Genomic DNA, 23,657 nt, shown 5'->3' with positions numbered 1-23,657 from the left:
TTAGGTAGTGGGTAGTTCATTTCTTTTACTTTCTACAACTATTTGAGGTACTGCCATGACCAACTCTTTATCTGCCTTAACCGCACTCTCCCCAATTGATGGCCGTTATGCATCAAAAGCCGATAGCTTACGTCCTTATTTATCTGAATTTGGTTTGATTAAAGCCCGCGTTACCGTCGAGATTCGCTGGTTACAGTCACTGGCGGATAATACCGCGATTGGTGAGTTGGCAGCGTTTGATGCCGATACCAATGCCTTTTTAAATAGCATCGTTGATAACTTTAACGAAGCGGATGCGCAAGCGATTAAAGATATCGAAGCGACGACCAACCACGATGTAAAAGCGGTTGAATATTTTATTAAAGATAAGTTCCGCGGCAACCAGCAATTAGAAGATAGCTTAGAATTTATTCACTTCGCCTGCACCAGTGAAGATATCAATAACTTGTCGTATGCGTTGATGTTAAAGGACAGCCGCGAGGTTGTGCTGGCTAAAATGCAGCAAGTGACCGACAGCATCGTTGATTTGGCGATTGCTCATGCGGACCAGCCCATGTTGTCACGCACGCATGGCCAAACGGCAAGTCCAACAACGCTTGGTAAAGAGATGGCAAACGTTGCCTATCGCCTAGCCCGCCAAATCAAGCAAATCGGTCAAGTAGAGCTACTGGGTAAAATCAACGGCGCCGTTGGTAACTATAATGCCCATTTCTCTGCCTACCCTGATGTTGATTGGCAAGCGCACGCTGAGCAATTTATTGACCAGCGTTTGGCGCTAACCTTTAATCCATACACCACACAAATTGAGCCGCATGATTATATCGCTGAGCTGTTTGATGCGGTTAAACGCTTTAATACTATTTTAATCGATTTTAACCGTGATATTTGGCAATATATTAGCTTAGGCTATTTTAAGCAGCGCCTAAAAGAAGGTGAAGTGGGTTCTTCTACCATGCCGCATAAAGTCAACCCGATTGATTTTGAAAATTCTGAAGGTAACCTAGGCGTGGCGAACGCGATGCTTGCGCATTTGGGTGAAAAGCTACCAATTTCTCGTATGCAGCGCGATTTGTCCGACTCTACGGTTCTGCGTAATATTGGTGTTGGCCTGGCGCAAAGCATGATTGCTTATGATGCGTGCCTAAAAGGTGTTGGTAAGCTTGAATTAAATGCGCAGCGCCTAAATGACGATTTGGATCAAGCGCAAGAAGTATTGGCTGAGCCGATTCAGACGGTTATGCGCCGCTACCGCGTTGAAAATCCATACGAGAAGCTCAAAGCCCTGACCCGCGGAAATGCCATGACGCGTGAAGCCATGCTAACTTTCGTTGAAAGTGATGAGCTGGCAGCGGTTTCAGATAGCGATAAAGAACGCCTTCGTCAGCTGACCCCTGCAACTTATACTGGCAACGCCGCTGAGCAAGCGCGCACGATTAAAGAGTGGATTGCTAAGCTTTAATGCTAGCGGCCGTATTTTAAGATAGATATAAATGAGTAGGACTACCTATTCATTTATATTGAAAACATCGACCTTACCTACTATTACTTGTCCTAAAAGGCAGTTAGTTGATGGGTAAGATTTTATTTTTTATCCTTTTTATCATTGTCATCACTGTCACCTGGGATGATAGCTTTGCCAACAGCGACCGTACCTTTGACCACGCCTTTGGTGGTTTTATAAGCGATTTTGGCGGGTACCGTCACGATTTTGTGCACGCAGGCTTGTAATAAAAACACGCTTGCAATAATGACGATAAAATGTAATTTTTTCATAAATGTCCTACGATTGATGGGATGCGCTGACGATGTCTCTTATTTAAACAATGCTCATCAGTTAGGTGATAATCATAAACCATTAAAACCCGCCTATAAAGCCATCCTTACTATTAATCTTCTCCCCATTTACCGACACGGATTTATCAATGACCTATATACCTCTTTGTCTGCCCGATTCTATGACTGCTGAGCAGTTCTTAAGCGTGTATTGGCAACAAAAACCGCTTCTTATTAAACAAGGCTTACCGCAGCTGATTGGTATGTTTGAGCCAGACGATATGCTCGGCCTAGCGTTAGAAGAAGACGCTTCAGCGCGCCTGCTCACTCAAGCCGCTACCAAGCAAGACGGCCTGCCGCAGTGGCAACTTAAAAAAAGCCCATTAACTGAAAGCGATTTTGCTAACTTACCTGCGCAGTGGACGGTACTCGTGCAAAATCTTGAGCAATGGTCGCCTGAGCTTGGGCAATTGTGGCAAGCGTTTGATTTTATTCCGCAGTGGCAACGCGACGATATTATGGTGTCTTATGCGCCAAAAGGCGGCTCCGTCGGCAAACATTATGACGATTATGATGTGTTTTTAGCACAAGGCTACGGCCATCGGCGTTGGCTGCTCGGCAAATTTTGTGATAAAAATACTGAGTTTGTCGCCGATGAGCCGATTCGATTATTTGACGATATGGGCGAGATTATCTTTGATGAGATATTAGAAGCAGGTGACGTGCTTTATGTACCGCCAAAATTGTCGCATTTTGGCGTCGCGCAAGATGATTGCCTGACGTTTTCATTTGGCTGCCGTCGTCCAAACTTGATGCAAATTATTGATAGTATGGCGGATATTGCCACCAACGACAGCGATTTGTTTATTCCCATGCTATTGCCCCAAGCGCTGCAAGCATCGGGTGAATTAAAAGCGAGCAGTATTGAGGCGATGAAACACCAGCTCTTACAAATGCTACAATCTGAGCGCGGTGATGAGATTATTCGTCAAGCGGTGTCTGAAGTGGTTAGTAAACGTCAATACGATGCGCTGGTGCCAGAAGAAAGCTTGGATACGGATGAATTAGTGCAGGCTTTAGCGGATGGCGCAACGCTACAAGCCGATTATAACCATCGTTTAATTTATAACCATACCAATAACGGTGTCGCTTTATATGCTAATGGTCAACGCCTTGACGGTCTTGATGAACAGGCAATTGCGATACTGGTCCGCCTAGCGAATGGTGAGCAACTGCAAGGTCAGGATGTCGCTGGCATTGACCCAGACGATTTAAGCGAGTGGCTTGAAAATGGTTGGGTGTGGTTAGATTATCCTGAATAACATACTCACTATAAGCGTTAACTAACTATGGATAAAATTTATAGTTAGTTAACGCTTCACATTTGAAAAACTTTCCATCAAAACAAACTGGCTCTCTGTTAGGGCATCTTAAACAGCGCTCGCTTTTTGATAGCGACTCACGCCAGCGATGATTGTCTCTTCAATCACTCTATCATCGCCCAGCATCATTAGCACAAACAATTGCTCATCGAGTGATTTCGTCTGGGTCATACGGCGCGCAAGTAACTCTGTCGCACCCATGTCTATCACCACAAAATCCGCTTCTTTATTAGGCATAAAATTACCGATTTTATCGTCTAATAATAGCGACTGGGCATTGCCTAACGTAATCTGATACAAACCTTGATGCGCGGATAATGGCTTGCTCTGTAATTGTTGCACCTTATAAGCTTCCGATAACGTGGTCAACATCGACAAACTGGTTCCTGCGCCCACGTCAGTGGCGATACTCACACCGGTATAGCTCAAGGTTTTGGACAAATCAAACAAACCACTTCCCAAAAACAAATTGGACGTTGGACAATGGGCGATTTGGGTGCCCGTATCACGCAGTACTTCATACTCTGGCGTTTCAAGGTAAATACCGTGTGCCAACGTCGTTCGCCGTCCCAATAGACCCAAGTCATGATAAACGTCGAGATAGCCTTTATGATTGGGATAAAGCTCGCGTACAAAAGCAATCTCAGCAAGGTTCTCGGCCAAATGCGTTTGTAAATACACAGTATCGTAGCTGCGATATAGCTCACCCGCCATTTGCAGCTGCTTTGGGGTCGATGTGATGGCAAATCTTGGCGTAATCGCGACATGTTGACGCCCGCGCTCATGCCATTTATCAATGATGTTTTGCGTGTCACGAATACCCTGCTCAGTCGGCACACACAGATGCTCAGGCGCGTTTTGATCCATCAAGACATTACCCGTAATCATGCGCGTATTGAGGCAAGTACTTTCTTCAAAGAACGCTTCAACCGACTCAGGATGACTGGTTGAAAACACCAAAGCACTGGTCGTGCCATTGGCAAGCAGCTGGTTTAAAAAAAACTTAGAGGTGTCGTGCGCAACCTTTGGATCACCAAAATTGGCTTCGGTGACAAAGGTATAATTGTTCAGCCAATCAAGCAATTGCTCACCAAACGCGGCAATCATATCTATCTGCGGATAGTGTACGTGGGTATCGATAAAGCCTGGCATAATCAGCCTGTCTTGATAATCGTGAATCTGTACGCGCGCTTTGCCCTCTTGAGCACTGCTACTGGCATACTGCGCCATTATGACTTTTTTACTACCATAATCTAGCACGCGACCGCTTACGTCATCGACCACGAGCGCGCCTTCGGCAATATACTCAGGATAAACATTGACGCCTGCAATGACGGGCAGCAATACGGCGTTTTTATCTACCACCGTCATTTTTGCATCACGGGTATTTGAATCATTAGCGTTGGTACTTTTTTCTCTTTCGACCAGATTCTCTTCGGTCAGGTAATGCAGCAGGCGTGCTTGATAAATATGTATGGTCATAAAGGAATCTCACCTAAATAAAGTAGAAGGCAATAAAAGTTCTATCAGTGAATGTGGGTTAGCATTAATATGATTTATGATTTATGATTTGTGATAAAGCTGCAAAATTTGACCAGCGATAGACACAGCGACCGCCATTGGCTCTTTACCGCCAATCTCAAGACCAATCGGCATCGTTAACTTATTAATGACTTTCTCACTGTAACCACGCTGCAGCAACCGATCTTTAAAGCGCTTGGCTTTGGTTGCCGAGCTGATACAACCAATATAAGGCTTTGCAATTTTTTCATTTAATTCAGTCTTTGAATCAGCTGCTAACAAGCAATCTAACGTAGCGCGCACCAATTCAAAATCAAGGCTATGATCATGGGTCATGACCAAGATAAAATACTGCGTACCTTTAGCGGTTGATAGCCTACGAGCGCTATTCGTCACAAATGGGCGAATAAAATCAACAGGGTCTTCATCAACATGCGGGCGAATATGCGCTGGCAATTGATAAGTCACTTGTCCGTCTGCCGTGTTAGAGTCACGACTCAAGTATCGCTCAAACATCTCAGCGCGGCTGTCTACCCAGTCCACTTGGCAAGGCAGCTCAGCAAGGATAGTCATTAATGCGGCGGCTACGTGCCCGCCACCAAATACCAACAGCGACATGGGCGGCGTTACATTAAAACATTCAAACATCACGGTGACGCTACCACCGCAGCACTGGGCTAGCGTAGCACCCAGTGGATAATGCTTGGTGTAGACGGCATCGCGGCGTACGGCGTGTGCCTTTTCAGACCTGCCTGCTTTTAGTGGCTTAAAGCCTCTTGACTCGTTTGGATCCAGCTCTCCATTTAGCAGTTGCCGCGCCGTTATCGTCACGTCATGTTCCAAACTACCGCCGCCCAACGTATCGCAGCAGCCATCCAGCGTGACAATCATTTTAGATTGTAGCGCTCGGGGTGCTGAGCCATTTACGGCAACGACCGTCGCCAACACATGGGCAACACCCTGCTGCTGGTACTTTGCAAGACCATCATACCAACGCGTCGGCGTTTTTGGCGATAATGACTTATTCACTGTGCGCAGGCCCTCGAGCCGTTGACACATTAGGATTGTCTATCGCCTCAGGCTGCTCATCAAACAATTGCCCTTCAGACTCTGGCGGCGCGACATCTTTACCATGCGGTACTTGCTGCGGCAGTACGCGATCATCATCGATACCGCAGTCGTCATCAGCTGGCGTTAAGCTTTCAATGGTTTCGCTATCTGGTTTAGAAGCAATTTCCCACGCTTGATTTTGCATGCGCATCACGGCTTTTAGTACCGCCTCTGGCGTCGCAGGCATGGTTAGCTCTGGGTTTTTCTTATAATCGCCCAAGCTTGCGATGGCATTATTAATTGCACACCAAACGCTTGCCGCTAGCATAAATGGTGGCTCACCAACGGCTTTAGAATTATAAATGGTCTGCTCTTCATTTTTACGGTCGAACAGTTTGACGCTCCATTGTTTAGGCAAATCATGGGCGGTTGGAATCTTATAATTAGCCGGACTGTTAGAAGCCAGCTTGCCTTTTTTATCCCAAATAAGCTCTTCCGACGTCAGCCAGCCCATGCCTTGTACAAAGGCGCCTTCAATCTGACCGATATCGACAGCAGGGTTAATCGATTGTCCGACATCGTGCAAGATATCGCAGCGCAGCACCTTGTACTCTCCTGTTAAGGTGTCAATCTCAACCTCAGCACAGGCGGCGCCCAAAGCAAAGTAAAAGAAGGGTCGGCCCCACGCTTTTGAGCGGTCATAAAATATCTTGGGCGTTTTATAATAACCAGTCGAAGACAAGCTGATACGGTGCTGATAAGCCAGCAAAACAAACTCTGCAAAGGTAAGCACTTCTTTAGTACCGATATGAACGTGATTGCGCTCAAATTTGATGTCTTCGGCATTTACTTGAAAGTGCTCGGCGGCAAATTCGAGCAAGCGATTTTTAATGGTAATACAGGCATTTTGCGCCGCTTTACCATTCATATCTGTACCCGATGAAGCAGCGGTCGGTGAGGTATTTGGCACTTTATCGGTACGGGTAGCCGTTGCTTTGACGGTATCTAAATCAACATCGAATTCATTGGCGACGATTTGGGCAATTTTAATATATAGCCCTTGTCCCATCTCGGTGCCGCCATGATTGACCTGAATCGTCCCATCGGTATAGATAAGCACTAAGGCGCCCGCTTGATTGAGCGTTTGCACGGTAAATGAAATACCGAATTTGACAGGCGTTAGAGCCAAACCCCAGCGCTTATCGTTACCTTCTGCGGCGGCTTTTTTATTGGCTTCGATGATTTGTTGACGACGCGTAGCGTAATCATTGTCATCTGCTAGCGTCTGCATAAGAGTCGCCAAATCAAAATGCTCAATCGGCTGACCATAGTGCGTACTTTGGCCATTTTGATAGAGATTCGCCAAACGCACTTGCAACGGATCTTTTCCTAAGGTATAGGCGATATGATCCATCATATATTCAGCGGTTAGCAAACCTTGTGGCCCGCCAAAACCGCGATAAGCGGTGTTAGATACCGTATGGGTCTTACAGCGGTGCCCTGCTACCTGCACGGCCGGATAATAGTAGGCATTATCACAGTGAAACATCGCACGATCGACGATGGCATCGGACAAATCGGGCGAATAACCGCATAGTCCTGACAGCTGCATATCGACGCCAAGTACTTTTCCGTCCTCATCGACGCCGACTTCGTAACGGTTGGAAAACTCGTGACGTTTGCCCGTCACCACCATGTCATCTTGCCGATCTAAGCGCATACTGACTGGCACATTATGGCGTTTGGCCACAATACCGCACAGACACGCCCAAGCCGCTGCCTGCGTCTCCTTACCACCAAAACCACCGCCCATGCGGCGCACAATGGTAGTCACCGCATGAAACGGCAGATCCACCACTTCGGCAACCAGCTGCTGCACTTCACTTGGATGCTGCGATGAGGTATAAACTTCAAGTCCGCCATCGTCGCACGGTACAACGTATGACACTTGCCCCTCAAGATAAAAGTGCTCTTGGCCAAGCATATGAATATGCCCTGCAATGCGTGTCGCTGCGGTATCGAGGGCGGCTACGGTATCGCCGCGCTGCATAAAATGGCTGGGACGCACAAACTGCTCTTGCTCTAACGCCTCATCGATAGTCAAAATAGCGGCTAAAGGCTCATACTCTACCACCGCATTTAGCACCGCTTTTTTGGCGGCACGGTGACTGGTCGCGACGACTGCAAACAAGGTTTGTCCCACATATTCTGTGACTTTATCTACCATTAATGGATCGCCATCGAACACGGGCCCGATATCAGTTTTGGCAGGTAAATCTTGAAAAGTAATGACATCAACTACCCCGTCCGCTGCTCTTACCGCACTCAAATCCATATTTAAGACACGTGCATGGGCATGGGCGCTTTTACCAACGGCCAAATGTAGGGTGCTTTGCGGTTTTAGCATATCATCGACGTAGGTGGCCGTTCCCATCACATGACTAATAGCACTATCATGCTTGGCTTCGGTGCCGATTTTATTTTTAGGCGGCCGTACTCGGCGCACACTATAACTGTCAAACAATGAAGAATGATGACTCATGATGGCTCTCTCTTATATTCTTTTTTAAATGGCGATAAACATTAAGCGCTCACAGGGTTGTGTATCTACTACCAATTGCTTACCGCATTTAAGCATTAAGCGCTGCACGACATGCATACGATACTCACGGCTGGCTCTAACGTCAGTCATGGGTGAGACATCCTTTGCCAGCATTTGCGCGGCCGCCGCAAAACTGGCAACTTCGGCAGATTGTCCAATAAGCGCTTGCTGACAATGTGTCGCCAATAAAGGAATCGCCGCCATACCGCCAAGTCCGAATTTTGCATTTTTAACCGTCATACCATCTGCTGACAAATCGATTCTCGCTGCCAATAGACAGGCAGAAATATCGTCTTCATATCGCTTACTAATTTTATGAATGTATAGATGCTGATGGTCTTGCATCAGCGGAATATGCAAGGCGACGATATAACTGCCAGCGCGCAGTTTGGTCTTTTTATAATCCAAAAAGAAGGCTTGTAAAGGTATGAGCTCATCAGTATAAGCCTCTTCATCAGCACCGCTATCGTCAATAGCCGCGCAGTGACGCAGATGAATATGCGCATCTAATGCTAATAAAACCGGCGGTAGATCACCAATCGGTGACGCATTAGCGATATTACCGCCGATGGTACCCATGTTGCGGATTTGCGGTGAGGCAATGCGTTCAAATAAATCGGCAAAGCTCGGAAAATATTCTTTAAGGACAGGCAGCATTTGCTTATAGCTCATACCAGCGCCCAGCACTAAAGAGGGTTTTGCTGTTTGCTTTTCAGTGGACGTATTGACATCCGTAAGTGACCAAGCTTTTAGCGCCTCAATCGCCGATAATTGCACAATCACTTCATGATCGACCAAGTGCTGGGTCACACTTAAGCCCAAATCGGTCCCGCCCGCCCAAATAGTCGCGTTTGGATGCGCTGCTAACACCTGATTGAGCTCGTCAATGGACTGCGGAATAAACAGTTTGCGTGATGCTTGAGTAAGCGCAGGCGCGATAGTATTGCTGGCATTTGTAGCGGCATGTTTACTATTTGCCATCGCATCCGTCGCAAGTTTTATCGTTAAATCTTTGGCAACTACTTGCTCAGCATCGCGCTGCTTGCCGATTTTACCCATCGCTAACCCAGCATCGATAATAGGACGATAGCCGGTGCAGCGGCACAGATTGCCTGATATTGACGCGACAATGTCATCGTAGCTAAGATCGCCAGTCGCCGACCCTGCCACTGTTTGCAAACGATGGTTTTCATAAGCACTCGCCAGCGTCATGACAAATCCAGGCGTACAAAAGCCACACTGCGAACCGTGACAATCGACCATGGCTTGCTGGGCTGGGTGCAACAAGGCGCGATCTGGATGATTGGCAGGATTATCCGCGATATAAGCGGCCGTCATGAGATGATGACCATCCATTAACGACAATAGCGTGATACAAGAATTGAGGGTATAAAAAGGGGTTTGAGTAGCTGGGTCTGCATCATGAGTGGGCAAGCGCTGCACCATGATAGTACAGGCGCCGCAGTCACCACTACCGCAGCCTTCTTTGGTATCGGTTTGCTTTTCATGGAGGCGTAGATACTCAAGAACGGTGGTGTTCGGGTTTAGGTCAGTGATTTGTTTGTACTGACCGTTTAAATAAAAACGAATCATAGCAACGCTCGGCTGTCAGAATAAAAGGAAGATAAAATTTTAGTTTTATCTGAAATCGAATAATAAAATGTTAACAATCAATATTAACGAAGGTCAGGCGTCCATCACGACACTGCCCTAAGGTAGTATTCAATTATCATGTTAATAAAATTTATACGATGACGATCATCATACCTACATCAATACTGATAGTTATAAGTGTATTGAATAAGCTGACTGCCTATCTGACTACTGACTTGCTCAGGCTTAATCGGTTTGCGGTTTGAACTTTTCAATTTACCAAGCATTTATAAATACTATCGGTAAATCGTAAAGCGGTGATAAAGGTTTGGGTATAAGCGCGGCTAACTACCCAATTGGAAAATCGGAGAATATAAGCATGGGTAACACTCCTTTTTTAGCTTAAAGTACCTCAACATTCCGTATTGAAGCTGTCGATTAGCATTTAATGAATAAATGCTGACTAAACGGTTAACTTATATTAGCACTAACTTTATTTCATTTACAACTCAAAAAAGCACATTATTTTGTCTAAAAGCCCGAATTTTTTTGGAAAATACGCTTAATAAGCTAACATGTTTAATTTTTTTAGTCTTAAAGAAATAACAGAAACAAAAAAAACGGCCAGCAACCATTCACCAAATTGATTGGAAAATAGTGACTGACCGTCACTTCTACGATGCTAGCTTTTTTATTTAGAATTAACGATATTTACCTAATCTTTTAGCGATTACTCTGTGCCAAGCTCAAGCAAGCTGGCATTACCACCAATCGCTGTGGTGTTAATCGTCCTTACCCGCTCAGTGACAAAGCGATAGAGATAATCGGGCGTTAGCATCTCTGACATCCCGTCCATATCAGTCACCGCAATGACCTGCGTTAAGATACCATCGGTTTTAGCAAGCTCTTGGCTGATAGCTTGCACTTCGCTTTGGTTACCGGCGACCGCAACTTGCGCCAATCGATCGATATATAACAGCGTAATTGTTTGCGAGTCATTGGCAACGCTTAACACGTCATCGCTGACGCCCGTGTCATGCAGTATTTTTGCCGCTTCAACACACATCTCATCCTGACTTGGACAATGGAGTATCACCTCGTTGCCAGTCAGTAAAGCCGCGACTAGCTGACCAAGTACCGCCATCGCACGGGCAGATTCGCCGCCGATAACCATGGTTTTTCCGCGCGCAGTCACATACAAATCATTGGACTCACCCGTTGCACCCGTCATACGCTGTACGCCATCGAGCATGGGTGCGGCATTTAATAAATGCGTAAATAAACGCTTGGCTTTGCTGGCATCGCCGGTGAGGAGAGCCAATTTAGGAATAGCCGCCTGTAGATAAGTTGCCCGCTCTACGGCGCTTAGTAGCCGCCAAGCTTCACAAACTTGGGCATGGTTCTTTTTAAATTCATTCGCCATCTTGCTACTCCTTATGCGATTTGGGTTTGCGTGAGTGATTCGGTGGTATTGGTTACCACAGTTTTCGGCTCAGTAATAACCGACTCGGTGCGTAGCTGCATCAAACGAGCAACGTAATGCGGACCGCCAGCTTTTGGGCCCGTTCCAGACAAACCGCAACCACCAAACGGTTGAACGTTGACGACTGCACCGATTTGATTACGGTTAATATAAGTGTTACCGACAAAGGCACGACGCTCAATATGCTCAGCGATGTTTTCAATACGGCTATGGATACCCAAGGTCAAACCAAAACCCGTGCCATTAATGGCATCAATAAGCTTATTCAAATCGCGCGCTTGATAACGTAGCACATGCAATATTGGGCCAAAATGCTCACCGCCAATCACATCGATACTTTTTACCTCAATCGCTGTTGGCAAGACAAAGGTAGAATGCTCTGCGCTGACCACCGAGCTTGCGCTCATTGGCGTCTGCGCCAAAACCGTCGCCGTTGGTTCAGCCGCCATACGTTCGATATGCGCTTCAAGGCTTTGCTTGGCATCGGCATCAATTACTGGACCGACGTCGGTTGCCGCATACAATGGATTGCCGACGACCAATTCTGCCATTGTCCCTTGTAATAGCTCGATTAAATTGTCCGCCACTTCTTCTTGCACACATAAGATACGGCACGCAGAACAGCGCTGACCTGCCGAACCAAAGGCAGATAATACGGCATCTTTAACAACTTGCTCGGGCAATGCTGTTGAATCGACAACCATGGCGTTTTGACCGCCCGTTTCAGCTATCAATACTGGCAATTCAGCACTGGTTTTGGCATCGACATTGACCTGTTGGTTAAGGCTTTGATTAATATGCTGCGCCGTTTGAGTTGAACCCGTAAAAATAACGCCTGCGATATTATCAGCAGCGGTCAACGTGCCGCCAACCTCGCCTGCCCCAACGACAAACTGTAAAGCGTCGGTGGGTACGCCAGCTTGATACATTAGCTGCACGGCAAAATGGGCAATCAAGCTGGTTTGCTCAGCAGGCTTGGCAACCACGGTATTGCCTGCAGCAAGGGCTGCCATAATTTGACCGGTATAAATTGCCAAAGGAAAATTCCACGGGCTAATACAAACAAAGGTGCCGCGTGGCCTATATACTTGGCGTGATTGCTTGCCTGCTAGGTCGGTAAACTCATAAACTTTGGCGTCGAGACGTTCTGCTTCGTCGGCATAAAAACGGCAAAAATCAACGGCTTCTTTGATTTCATCGATACCATCTTGCATGGTTTTACCGGCTTCAATCTGGCAAAGTGCCATCAATTCAGCATAATTTTCTTCATATAAATCCGCTACTTTTCGCAAAATAGCAGCGCGCTTTGCAGCAGGTACGGTTTGCCACGCGCTTTGTCCTGCGATGGCGGCATCAATGGCTTGCTGCGCTATGTCTGCATTGGCGTAGGTGACTTCCCCTGCGATAACTTCATGGTTCCAAGGCGCGCGCACGGTTTGCGACGCAAGTTTTTCAGAGTTGTCTTCGACTTTATGTGCATCAACTGCTTTGCCGTTAATGACAGAAGTTGCCGACCACGTTTTATGCAAGTGGCTATCAATCGCCGCTTTAAACGGTAGCCACTGCGACTCTACAAATATATTGGGGCCAAAGCTCGCTCGGCGGCTGCCATAGATATCTAACGGTAACGGAATATCAGGATTATGCAAGGTAGCATTGGCTAATAATTTGTCGTACGGATGCACTGTCAGCTTATCAATGGGATAAGACTTATCTAATAACTGATGCACAAACGAGCTATTGGCCCCGTTTTCAAGCAAACGGCGTACCAAATACGGTAGCAAGTCTTTGTGAGCGCCAACGGGAGCATAAATACGCACGGGGATTTTATAAGATTGCAAAATATGGTCATAAAGGGCATCACCCATGCCATGCAGACGCTGGAACTCAAATTCTTTATGCGTGCTCATGGTCATGATTGAGGCAAGCGTATGTGCATTATGGGTAGCAAACTGCGGCCAAATCAATCCACGCAGATGCTCTGACAATAAGAAGCGCGCGCACGCAAGATACGCGGTGTCCGTGCCTTCTTTCCGTGTCCACACAGGATAGCCAGACAGCCCTTTTTGCTGCGCCAGTTTGATTTCAGTGTCCCAGTATGCGCCTTTGACTAGGCGCACGGGAATACGGTCGCCTACTTCAGTTGCCAAACGCGCAAGCCAAGTTAGAACAGCAATCGCGCGCTTAGAGTAGCCTTGTACCACCAACCCTAAGCCATCCCAACCGGCGGTTAAATTATCACGGTAAAGAGACTCAAACAGTTTTAAGGAGATCTCAAGACGGTCTGCTTCCTCCGCATCGATACTGATATCGACATTGACGGCGCGAGCCGCTTCAATCAATAGTAGGCAACGCTGACGCAATAGCCCCATCACTTGCGCTTCTTGCGTCGCTTCATAGCGTGGGTGCAATGCCGATAGCTTAATAGATACCGACGGCTTTGGCATCCCTTCTTTGACCTTGATACTGGCCGTGGCTTTAATCGCATGCAGGTAATCGTTAAAGTATTTTTCCGCGTCTTTATGGGTAATCGCCGCCTCACCTAACATATCAAATGAATAGGTGTAGCCTTTATTTCGATAAGGTTGGCTGTTTTTGTTGGCGCCCTCAATGGTTTCGCCGAGCACAAACTGATGCCCCATAATGCGCATGGCTTTTTGCATCGCACTACGAATGACCGGCTCGCCCATTTTTTTGGTCATACGGTCCAAAAACCCAGCCGCGGTAGTATCGCGATCAATACTGACGACGCGGCCCGTCATCATCATGCCCCACGTCGAGGCATTGACTATAAAGCCGTTGTCATTTTTGATGTGTTTTTTCCAGTCCGCGACACTCATTTTATCGTGAATAAGCGCGTCGGCGGTGTAATTGTCTGGCACCCGAATCAAGGCTTCTGCCAAACTCATGAGCAAGATACCTTCTTGGGTATCAAGGCTGTACTCAAGTAATAATGAATCAACCATTTTTACGGCTTTGCCATCATTACGCACATGCTCGACCAATTGGCGAGTCTGCGTAGCAGCCCCTTCACGCTCAGCATCCGTTGGCTTAGCAAGCGGCAACAAGTCCGCTAGCCAGCGTTCCTCGTCCACACTATATAAAGGTGAGATACGCGAAAACAGCTCGCTCGCCGACTGAGTGAGATAAGCAGGCTTTAATATATCGAGCGGATTAAATAAAATCGGCTCTTGCGGGGTAAATTGGTCTACTGGGTTCATAACAACTCCATAACTATCGTTTAAAAACCATAATAACTGGTGCGGTAGGAGATTTGATTGCTAAAGGTATATCGGCAGTTATTATCAAACAGTATCAAAATCTCACCCCTACTATTTTTGATAGCAAATATCTTTGATAGTACATAGTGGATAAACAATAATAGATGATACTTGTAGAAATACACAAAATAGCAATAAGCAAAAGACCAAACTGCGCCATTATAAAACGAGAAAATCCAGCATAGGCTGGAAACGGTCAAGTAGGTCGTTTTAGTGTTAAACGGGCTACGTTAACAATATAAAGGCAACAACGAACAGCTAAGCGGCATTAGTGCCTTCTTCTTGTTAGTAGTGAAAGGAGGGTGATGCTCAGAGGCGAGTTACATTTTATAGAAGTTGGTTTATAAAGTCTTAGGTTCATAAAATCTTAGGTTTATAAAATCTTAAGTTCTAATAAACACCTATCTGTCATCTAATATGATACTAATTCACTGTAAGAAAAACCTCTACGGCGTTGATTGAGGTGATGCGCTTAACCTCGACATGGTAGCATGAAAAAAAATTTCTAACTAACGATTTTACCTATTTTAACCAAACAAAATACTGTTTAAAAACAAATGGTTATTAACCACTTATTAGAAATGACGCTTTAGTTATAAATTTATGTTTACTATAGCAAATGAATTGTTTTTTGAATCAATGACTTGGAATGTCTCGAAAAATTGAAGAGCTTTTAGACATCCATTGTGCTTGCCACATAAAAAACCCTTCCTATTATTTAAAATAAGAAGGGCTTAGAAAATCACTATGTCCGCTACTTCATCGTGGCTTCAGCATGGTTTCAACATGATTTTAAGCATAAGTTGCAAGATTATATAAATATAATTTTAGCAAGTAACACAGCCGTTAGTAACCAGACTGGAATGCTCACATCAGAGAATTTACCGGCGACAACTTTAATAGCAGCAAAGGTAATAAATCCAAGCGCGATACCATCAGCGATTGAGTAGGTTAATGGCGTAAACAACAACACAACGACAACGGGCGCCGCCTCTGTTAGATCTAACCAATCAACATCTTTTAGAGTACCCATCATCAGTACAGCGACATAAAAAATAGCGCCTGCTGTGGCATAGCCTGGAATCATACCAGCAAGTGGAGCAAAAAACATACTTAATAAGAATAGAACCCCGACCGTCACAGCGACTAATCCAGTACGACCTCCGGCTGCAATACCTGACACACTCTCAACAAAGCTGGTGGTCGATGAGGTACCTAGTAGCGTACCGGCAACCGTGGCACTTGAATCCGCCAATAGCGCTTTACCCATATTAGGGATTTTGCCATCTTTACCGATTAGACCTGCTTGACTGGTCGTTGCAATCAAAGTACCGGCTGTATCAAATAAATCAACGAATAAAAAGGCAAAGATAACACTTATCATCGCCACATCAAATGCGCCGGCAATATCAAGCTGCATTAGCGTTGGTGCAATCGGCGGCGGTGCCGAAATAATACCGGCAAACTGCGTATTACCAGTGATAAGACTGATAAGGGCGACCAGTAAAATACCTATCGTTACCGCGCCCGGTACTTTTTTATGCGACAAACCAACGATCACAATAAAGCCCAATGCCGCCATCGCAGGTGAAAACGTGGTCATATCGCCAAGTCCCACCAGCGTCGCGTCATTATTGACGATAACGCCTGCAGTTTGTAAGGAAATAAAGGCCAAAAATGCACCGATACCCGCAACCACGCCTTGTTTAATACTGTCCGGAATAGAATTGATAATCAATTCACGGATTTTGAATAAACTTAACAGGATAAAAATACAACCGGACAAAAACACAGCGCCGAGTGCCGTCTGCCACGCGTAGCCCATCCCTAAAACCACGCCATAAGTAAAGAAGGCGTTTAATCCCATACCAGGTGCGAGCGCGACTGGTAAGCGGGCATAAATCCCCATAATAAAACACCCAAGCGCTGCGGCAAGACAGGTGGCAACAAACACCGCGCCTTTATCCATACCAGCGTCAGCAAGGACGTTAGGGTTGACAAAAATGATGTAAGCCATCGTTAAAAACGTGGTGACACCCGCTAAAATCTCGGTTTTGATCGTGGTGTTTTCACCATTGATTCCAAAATAGCGTTCGATTGCGTTCATAAGAGTCGCTTCCAAATTGCAGTAAGTAAATTATCATTATTTAACTGTATTGATAAGTGTCGCTTCCAAATTGCGACGCTCGATGCTGCGTTTAAATCAAACATATAAAAATACACCCAAATTGCGACGATAAATGACGCTTCCAGATTGCGACTGTAAATGACGCTTATACACTAAGGTTAGAGATGATGTTTTTAGTCCTTTAGCCACACGTAATTTGGCAAATGCAAAACCATCATGAAAAATGACAGCAACAAACGATAACATTCTAGTGAAATTTACCTAAAATTTCAATGAACGGGGTTATCTTCTGAATATAAGAGTGCAAATTAGTTGACCATATGGACAATATTATAAAATAGTTGTGCTGTCATTAATTTTTTTAGAAAAATTGATCTAAGGTATTTACTGATGGGTCATTAACATATTATTAATGATATTTGCGTGGTTTAGCAGTACACTAGGGGGTTGAGTTGAAACGCCCGTTAAATTGACTATTATTCATTATCCATGAGTCTCATACATGCCTGAATCCTTAAATATTATCGACCTTATCACCCAAGCGAGTCTATTGGTACAGATTGTGATGGCATTGTTGTTATTGGCTTCACTGCTCAGTTGGGTGATTATTTTTCGTATGAGTGCGCGCCTTGGCACCGCCAAAAATTTCGACCAGCAGTTTGAAACGTGGTTTTGGTCAGGGGAAGATTTGGCCAAACTTTATCAAGGCGTACAAGGCTCGCCTGAACGTCAAGGTCTTGAGCAGATTTTTTATGTTGGCTTCTCTGAATACTTGCGTATGCATAAAAAACGCCAACCTAAAGATGACATCATCGATGGCGTCGAGCGCAAGCTTCGGGTTGGACTGGGGCGTCAGCAGCAATTATTAGAGTCAGGACTGACGACGCTGGCAAGTATTGGTTCGGTAGCCCCTTACGTTGGCTTATTCGGTACGGTTTGGGGCATTATGAATGCCTTTTTGGGACTGTCGCAAAGCGAGCAAGCGACCCTAGCGACTGTCGCGCCCGGTATTGCAGAAGCTTTGATTGCTACCGCCATGGGTTTGTTTGCCGCGATTCCTGCGGTATTGGCTTATAATCACTTTACTGCCAAAGCGAGCCGCTTATACGACTCGCGCGCCTTATTTTGCGACGAGATGACAGGCATGCTACAACGCGAAACCAGCATTGAAAACCCGCAGACTAGCAGTCAAGTCAACCCAGTTAATCAAAGCAGTCAAAATAGCCAAAGCACTCAGGTAACCGGTCTATGAAACAAAGTCCCTATCGCCGTGAAAAAAAAGCGCTAAATGCGGAGATGAACGTTGTTCCTTATATCGACGTCATGCTGGTGCTGCTGGTGATATTTATGGTCACCGCGCCGATGCTGATTACGGGCGTCGATGTTGATTTGCCAAAAGAGCAAACCAATACCATCAGCCAAAGCCAGCTACCAGTGATTGTCTCCTTGACCGATAGCGGCGAGATTTTTATCAGTTATGAGAACAATATCGACTTACCGATTAGTGAGCCGGAGCTGATTGACACCTTATCTAACCTGCAAAATCAAAACACGGATATGGGCGCTCAGCCGTTACAAGTGATGATTAATGCCGATAAAAACAATCAGTACGGCGCTATCATGACGCTGATGGCAACTTTGCAACAAGCCGGTATCCAAAAGGTCGGGCTATTAACAGGGGCGCCTCTGCCCGCGCCTGCATTGTAATTCGCCCTACTCTTAGCTTAACTTGGACTGGCTCAGCTGACTATAATAAAGTCGCTTATTTGATAAATATCGTATTTGAGTATCCCTATTATGCGTAATGCGCCGACCGTTTATGTGCCGACTGAACCTGAAGGTAATGGGCTAACCTTGCCTACGCTTTTAAGCGTGTTGGCGCATGGCCTTGTGATTGGCATACTGGTTTACACGTATCAACATATGGAAGTCGAGACCGCTGGTAGTATCGAAACTGTCATGGTTTCCCCCGAGCAATTGGCTGAAATGCAAGGTCAGATACTTGCCAATCGAGCCGCGGCGGCCAGTGCCATGCAAGCTGACAGTGCGGCAAGCGCCTCATCAACTACCATGCCAGAAAATAGCTTTGATAGTAGTGTCAGCTACGAAAATCCTAGCGAGCCAAATTCTCAGCGCGTACCTGTTTTTACCCGCTCTGATGATCCTGTGAGCTCTCACCCAATGCTGATGAGTGAAGAGCAGCACCAGCGTCTACTTGAGCAAAATCAAGAATACGAGCGCAATATGGCTGAGTGGGCAGCGCAGTTAGACGAAACTGTGCTAGAGGAGCATGATCAAGTGGCGCGAGACAGAAGACAACAGCTTATCGAGGAGCAAAAAAGGCTTGGAGATTTTCGTAATAAACAAAACAATCCGCCCAAGATCAAACGCCCAACTGCCAATGATCGAAATATAGAAATCGATACCGGTGGTTCTAGTAGCGCAGGCCAGACATTTAGCCTAGGAGATGATGGACAATCGACCCTATCTGGGAACACAGTAACCAGTAGTACCGCAAAAGGCAGCAGCCGCTCGGCATCAAGCGGCAGTCGCGGCGCCAGTAACAGCGAGATTATCAGCCTGATAAAACGTAATTATAATCCGCCAACAGCAGCGAGGGGCTCAACTCAGCGCGCCACGCTAACCATCACGGTCAATGCCAGCGGCACCGTCGTTAATGTCTCTGCGTCAGGGCCTGATAGTGCCGTCAATGAAGCCGCCAAACAGGCAGTATTAAACACAGGCAGCTTACCAATCGATGCCGATGATCCTAAATACCCCACTTTTACCATACAGTTTAAGGGCAGCAATTAAAGTTGCCCTCACACGATATTATTGCTAACTTTACCTTAAGCAACTTGCACCTGTGGCGATATTATTTTACCGTTATCATTGGTTTATCCCTATAAAAAAACCTTAACCCTTATAAAAAACTATTAACCCAATCTAGGAGTTCGACTTGGTTATGCGCATCCATAAAAAACTATGCCTCTCTTTAATTGCCAGCACTTCAAGCTTACTGTTTGCTCCTAGCGTCTTTGCGGCACCTGTCGTTTTAGAGTTGGATTATGAGATTCCTGTGCAACAAAACCAAGTGGCTTTTGTGTCCTTTGCTGGTGACTCTACTTTATCGCCGATTATCTTAAATGATTTGAGCAAAACTGAGCTGAAAGTGACCAGCCAAAATCTACCGCAGCAGCCGCACAGTAGCAGCGATTTGGCAGGTTCGCTACCCGTCTGGCAAAGTATGGGCATCCCTTATCTCGTCGTCGGTAGCACACGCAGTAATCGCGGCAAAGTCGTGACCGATTATGAAGTCATTGAGGTTAAAACGGGGCGCGTGATAGAAGGGAAGCAGAGTTTAACCGCTGATAATAACAAAGAAAGCATGCGTTACGCCGCTCACGTTATCGCGGATAAAGTATATGAACTTATCACTGGTATACCCGGTGACTTCTCGGGGCGCATTGCTTATATTGAAGAAATTGGTACTGGAAAAAACAAGGTATCGCGCTTAAAGGTGATGGATGCTGATGGCGAAAACGCTAAAACCATTACAGAGGTGGCAGGCTCTATCTTCTCGCCTACTTGGTCGCCCGACGGCAATCGCATCGCCTACTCAGTGCAGCGCGATCAATCTTATCCTGTTATCTATATTCAAAACGTGAGCGGCGGCGGAGCCACGGCTTTAACGCCCTTCCCTGGTAGCAATCTTAGCCCGTCATTTTCACCAGATGGTAGCAAAATACTGTTTTCTAGCAGCTTTGAAGGCAGTGCCGACATTTATGAGATGAGCGCTAGCGGCGGTCAGCCTAGAAGGCTGATCAATTGGCCAAGCAGTGAAGTACAGCCAAGCTATGCGCCTGATGGCAAATCCTTTGTATTTGTATCAGACAAAGCTGGACTTAATAAACCACGCATTTATCGCTATGAATTTGGCTCAGGACGTATAACTCAAGTATCCAGTAATGGATATGCGACCAGTCCGCAATTTAGTAGCGACGGCTCACAAGTTGCTTTTTTAAGTGGCCGCTCAGCTGCCATCATGAATAGTCGCGGTGCTATCACGGCCAACTTGGGCAACACTGGTATCGACGAAGCACCGAGCTTTTCACCCAATGGTAAGCGCGTGGTCTATGCTTCAAAACAAGGCGGCAAAGGTATACTGACCATCAAATCATTGAATGGCGGCGAAGCCTTTGGTAAATCTGGTCAAGGTACTATTCGCTCACCCGTTTGGTCATCTAGCCCTCAATAACCCGCTAATGTTTATGTCGTAAAATATAACTCGAAACTGGTTAAGGTTAACGTTGACAAAGAAAAAGCGCTCGATAATACTATCGGGCGCTTTTTTATTTTAACGGGAAACGGGAACGGCAAGTTACTTCTTATGGGCAAGCTACTGCTTATATGAGCCATTAACCCTTATGAGCTACTAACCCTCAAAAGTAATTGGCTAACAGTACAATTTTTGACGTTACTCGTCACTTGGATCGCCAGCCGATGGATTGGCATGTCTTAGCTGAGCCACATCTTCGGCAGTTACTGTATCTGTATAGTCATTAAGCTCACTATGCACGTACTGGGTCACCGCAGCCATTTGCTCATCGTTCATCATACCATGGAACGACGGCATACCGCGAAAGCCGTTAATCAAAATATCAATGATGTAGTACTTTGATTGCATCTTGCTGTTATGGGCGAGCGGCGGATAATAGCCCGCGCCGTAAGCACCCTCGCCTTTATGCATATGGCAAGCCGCACAAGAGTCGTGATACAGCTTTTTACCATCTGTGGTCACAAAAGCATTTGTCCCTTCAAACTTTGTTTCCCACTCAGTAAGACTAGGATCATTATCCATATTGGGAAGTAAGCTGTCATCAACGATATTGGTAGGAGGTGCTGTCAGCTCCTCACGACTCATATAGACAGCGCCCCAAGCACCGTTGTTCCGACTGGCCTGATAGTCAAGGGTTGTTTCAGTATCTTGTTGCTGTTTACTCGCCACCGTCTCTACATCATCCGACTGTTGACTACAGCCTAAAAGTGCTGCACTGCTCATCGCACTCAGTAACATCACAGTCAGCAGTTTGGATGTCATGTTTTTCATGACTTTTTTCTCCACGATTGCCTTCTTCACGATTGCATTGTCCATGATAGCCTCTGAATTTTTATAATTATTCATATTAACCCAGCATTTTTGCTTTTCTATGAAGACGCTTTGCGGCATCCATACCCGATAAAATAGCGCCTTCCTGCCATGCTGGAATGTGTGAGCAATGCTCGCCCGCTAGTACAATACGATTATCAATACTGCACAGGGTGTCGTAATACTGACGACGAGTCGATTCACTCCAAATACCATAACAACCGAGTGTCCATGGGATACGGTGCCAAACCACTGACGTGCCTGCCTTAAACTCTTTTGGATATTGTGGGTGGATATATTTACCGTAGGCAAGTGCAACGTTGATACGCTCTTGTGGCGTTAAGGAGTTAAATTTATAAGACGTTGGACCATAACCATAAGCGCCTAATAACACGCCAGTGCCCGTTTTAAACATATTTTGCGAAGGGTAAGCAATCTGCGCAATCGGCATATTGGTATAAGTTACGCCGCCGTAGATCCACTCATCTTCTTCCCAAAAACGGCGATGGAACTCCAAACCTACTTTATAAGACGTCTCATAGGGAATGGCTGCCATGGCTTGTTTCATTGGTTTTGAGACGTTAATATCCATTTGTGTCAGCACGGTTAACGGAATATTGCACACACACCAATCAGCACGAATGGTTTTGGTCGCGCCATCTGGACTGTTGCTATCGACATAATCAACAGTGACGCCGCTTTCATCTTGATGAATCTTAGTGACTTTGGCATTAAACTCAATCATGTCGCGGCATTCGCGGGTGAACGCATCACCAATTTTACCCATACCGCCCACAGGCTGAAACATCGTTGGTTGATGGACATAAATATTATGATTGTTATAAATGTCGGCCCATACACCAGAATCCAATATCTCATCCATGGGCAAAACTTTTGAAGGTTTTGCATCAGGCATCAAGCCGCCACCCGGCAGCACGCTAAAACCACGATGCCCGCTGGTTTCATGATTGGTCTGATAGCGATAGTCCTTATCAAGCGCGCCCCAACCTTTTAAGCCCTCGAGTAGTTTTTCTTTGTCTTCCTTGTTGACAGAACGATCAAGACCGCCGGCATTAACCGCTTTTGATAATAATTCTGATACGTGCCCTTTGATGTCATTTTTCACATCACCCAAACGCTGCGGTACGCCATTGAAATGATCAGTACGATGTAAATAAGCGCGGTCATTGGTTTGAATAAATGGCTGCATCTCAACGCCGAACTGCTTGCAATAGTGGAAGACAGCATAGTGATGACTTGGCAGGCGCCACGGCCCACCGTTAAAATAATTGCCCTCTTCAAAATCACAGGTGACTTCTTCGCCGCCAAGCTCGGTATATCTATCACCGCTGTTGAGCGTCCAACTGCGACCGCCGCCTCGATTTTGAAACTCAAGTACTTTGACATTGTAGCCTGCTTTACGCAGCTCATACGCCGCCGTCAGCCCACCAAGTCCCGCGCCAAGAACAATGATACTCGCGCCTGGAGGAGCACCTTTTAAGTCCATGGCTTCTTTAAAACTCGATTCTGAGGCAAATCCTAAGGTCGTCATTGCCTGATACATCGCGGTTGCGCCTGCTGTTTTACCAATCATCGAGAGGAGTTGGCGCCGCGTTGGTGATTGAAGCATGTCTTTCATAATAATATCCTTAAAGTAGACGTTCGTACATGACAGTAGCCACTTGTGCTGTTTTT

The 23,657-nt window shown here is 46.0% G+C and carries 16 protein-coding genes; 6 read left to right on the top strand and 10 right to left on the bottom strand.

What is annotated here, in order from left to right:
- Positions 1–55 precede the first annotated feature (55 nt).
- On the top strand, positions 56–1,459 hold the full coding sequence (gene purB / locus B4240_RS02705; protein ID WP_296236703.1) for an adenylosuccinate lyase: 1,404 nt from the start codon (positions 56–58) through the stop codon (positions 1,457–1,459).
- A 122-nt stretch (positions 1,460–1,581) separates the two neighbouring features.
- Here the strand turns inward: purB and B4240_RS02700 are convergent, their stop codons facing one another.
- Complete coding sequence (locus tag B4240_RS02700; RefSeq protein WP_296236702.1) at positions 1,582–1,773, bottom strand: NF038104 family lipoprotein; 192 nt, start codon at positions 1,771–1,773, stop codon at positions 1,582–1,584.
- A 149-nt stretch (positions 1,774–1,922) separates the two neighbouring features.
- Between B4240_RS02700 and B4240_RS02695 the strand changes: the two genes are divergently transcribed.
- On the top strand, positions 1,923–3,095 hold the full coding sequence (locus B4240_RS02695; RefSeq protein ID WP_296236701.1) for a cupin domain-containing protein: 1,173 nt from the start codon (positions 1,923–1,925) through the stop codon (positions 3,093–3,095).
- A 108-nt stretch (positions 3,096–3,203) separates the two neighbouring features.
- On the opposite strand, the gene guaD is transcribed toward B4240_RS02695, so the two are convergent.
- The 7 genes from guaD to B4240_RS02660 form a co-directional block, all read right to left on the bottom strand.
- Complete coding sequence (gene guaD, locus B4240_RS02690) at positions 3,204–4,637, bottom strand: guanine deaminase (RefSeq protein ID WP_296236700.1); 1,434 nt, start codon at positions 4,635–4,637, stop codon at positions 3,204–3,206.
- A gap of 81 nt (positions 4,638–4,718) precedes the next feature.
- Entirely contained in the window at positions 4,719–5,705 is a 987-nt protein-coding gene (locus tag B4240_RS02685; RefSeq protein WP_296236699.1) for an XdhC family protein, read from the bottom strand.
- Complete coding sequence (gene xdhB / locus B4240_RS02680; protein WP_296236698.1) at positions 5,698–8,268, bottom strand: xanthine dehydrogenase molybdopterin binding subunit; 2,571 nt, start codon at positions 8,266–8,268, stop codon at positions 5,698–5,700. The genes B4240_RS02685 and xdhB overlap by 8 nt, the downstream gene beginning before the upstream one ends.
- 24 nt (positions 8,269–8,292) lie before the next feature.
- Positions 8,293–9,921 carry a xanthine dehydrogenase small subunit gene (xdhA, locus tag B4240_RS02675; protein ID WP_296236697.1) on the bottom strand — a complete coding sequence of 543 codons (1,629 nt, stop codon included), beginning with the start codon at positions 9,919–9,921 and terminating at the stop codon, positions 8,293–8,295.
- Between the two features lie 730 nt (positions 9,922–10,651).
- Complete coding sequence (locus B4240_RS02670) at positions 10,652–11,344, bottom strand: 1-pyrroline-5-carboxylate dehydrogenase (RefSeq protein ID WP_296236696.1); 693 nt, start codon at positions 11,342–11,344, stop codon at positions 10,652–10,654.
- A gap of 11 nt (positions 11,345–11,355) precedes the next feature.
- On the bottom strand, positions 11,356–14,625 hold the full coding sequence (gene putA / locus B4240_RS02665; RefSeq protein WP_296236695.1) for a bifunctional proline dehydrogenase/L-glutamate gamma-semialdehyde dehydrogenase PutA: 3,270 nt from the start codon (positions 14,623–14,625) through the stop codon (positions 11,356–11,358).
- 871 nt (positions 14,626–15,496) lie between these two features.
- The gene (locus B4240_RS02660; RefSeq protein ID WP_296236694.1) at positions 15,497–16,792 is read right to left on the bottom strand and encodes an NCS2 family permease; all 1,296 of its coding nucleotides are present in this window, start codon (positions 16,790–16,792) and stop codon (positions 15,497–15,499) included.
- Positions 16,793–17,315: 523 nt separating this feature from the next.
- On the opposite strand from B4240_RS02660, the gene tolQ reads away from it, so the two are divergent.
- The 4 genes from tolQ to B4240_RS02640 all read left to right on the top strand — a co-directional run bounded on the left by tolQ (position 17,316) and on the right by B4240_RS02640 (position 21,071).
- On the top strand, positions 17,316–18,065 hold the full coding sequence (gene tolQ, locus B4240_RS02655; RefSeq protein WP_296236693.1) for a protein TolQ: 750 nt from the start codon (positions 17,316–17,318) through the stop codon (positions 18,063–18,065).
- Complete coding sequence (gene tolR, locus B4240_RS02650) at positions 18,062–18,520, top strand: protein TolR (protein WP_296236692.1); 459 nt, start codon at positions 18,062–18,064, stop codon at positions 18,518–18,520. The genes tolQ and tolR overlap by 4 nt, the downstream gene beginning before the upstream one ends.
- A gap of 90 nt (positions 18,521–18,610) precedes the next feature.
- Positions 18,611–19,627, top strand: coding sequence for a cell envelope integrity protein TolA (locus B4240_RS02645; RefSeq protein WP_296236691.1), 1,017 nt, complete (start codon positions 18,611–18,613; stop codon positions 19,625–19,627).
- 151 nt (positions 19,628–19,778) lie between these two features.
- Complete coding sequence (locus tag B4240_RS02640) at positions 19,779–21,071, top strand: translocation protein TolB (RefSeq protein WP_296236690.1); 1,293 nt, start codon at positions 19,779–19,781, stop codon at positions 21,069–21,071.
- A gap of 219 nt (positions 21,072–21,290) precedes the next feature.
- On the opposite strand, the gene B4240_RS02635 is transcribed toward B4240_RS02640, so the two are convergent.
- Complete coding sequence (locus tag B4240_RS02635; RefSeq protein WP_296236704.1) at positions 21,291–21,923, bottom strand: c-type cytochrome; 633 nt, start codon at positions 21,921–21,923, stop codon at positions 21,291–21,293.
- A 76-nt stretch (positions 21,924–21,999) separates the two neighbouring features.
- Positions 22,000–23,601 (bottom strand): flavin monoamine oxidase family protein, encoded by a 1,602-nt coding sequence (locus B4240_RS02630; RefSeq protein WP_296236689.1) that lies wholly within the window; start codon positions 23,599–23,601, stop codon positions 22,000–22,002.
- Between the last annotated feature and the right edge of the window lie 56 nt (positions 23,602–23,657).

The organism is Psychrobacter sp. UBA5136, from assembly GCF_002414005.1.
GTDB lineage: Bacteria > Pseudomonadota > Gammaproteobacteria > Pseudomonadales > Moraxellaceae > Psychrobacter.
The sequence above is the reverse complement of the archived record's forward strand: the minus strand, read 5'-3'. Positions and strand labels throughout refer to the sequence as shown.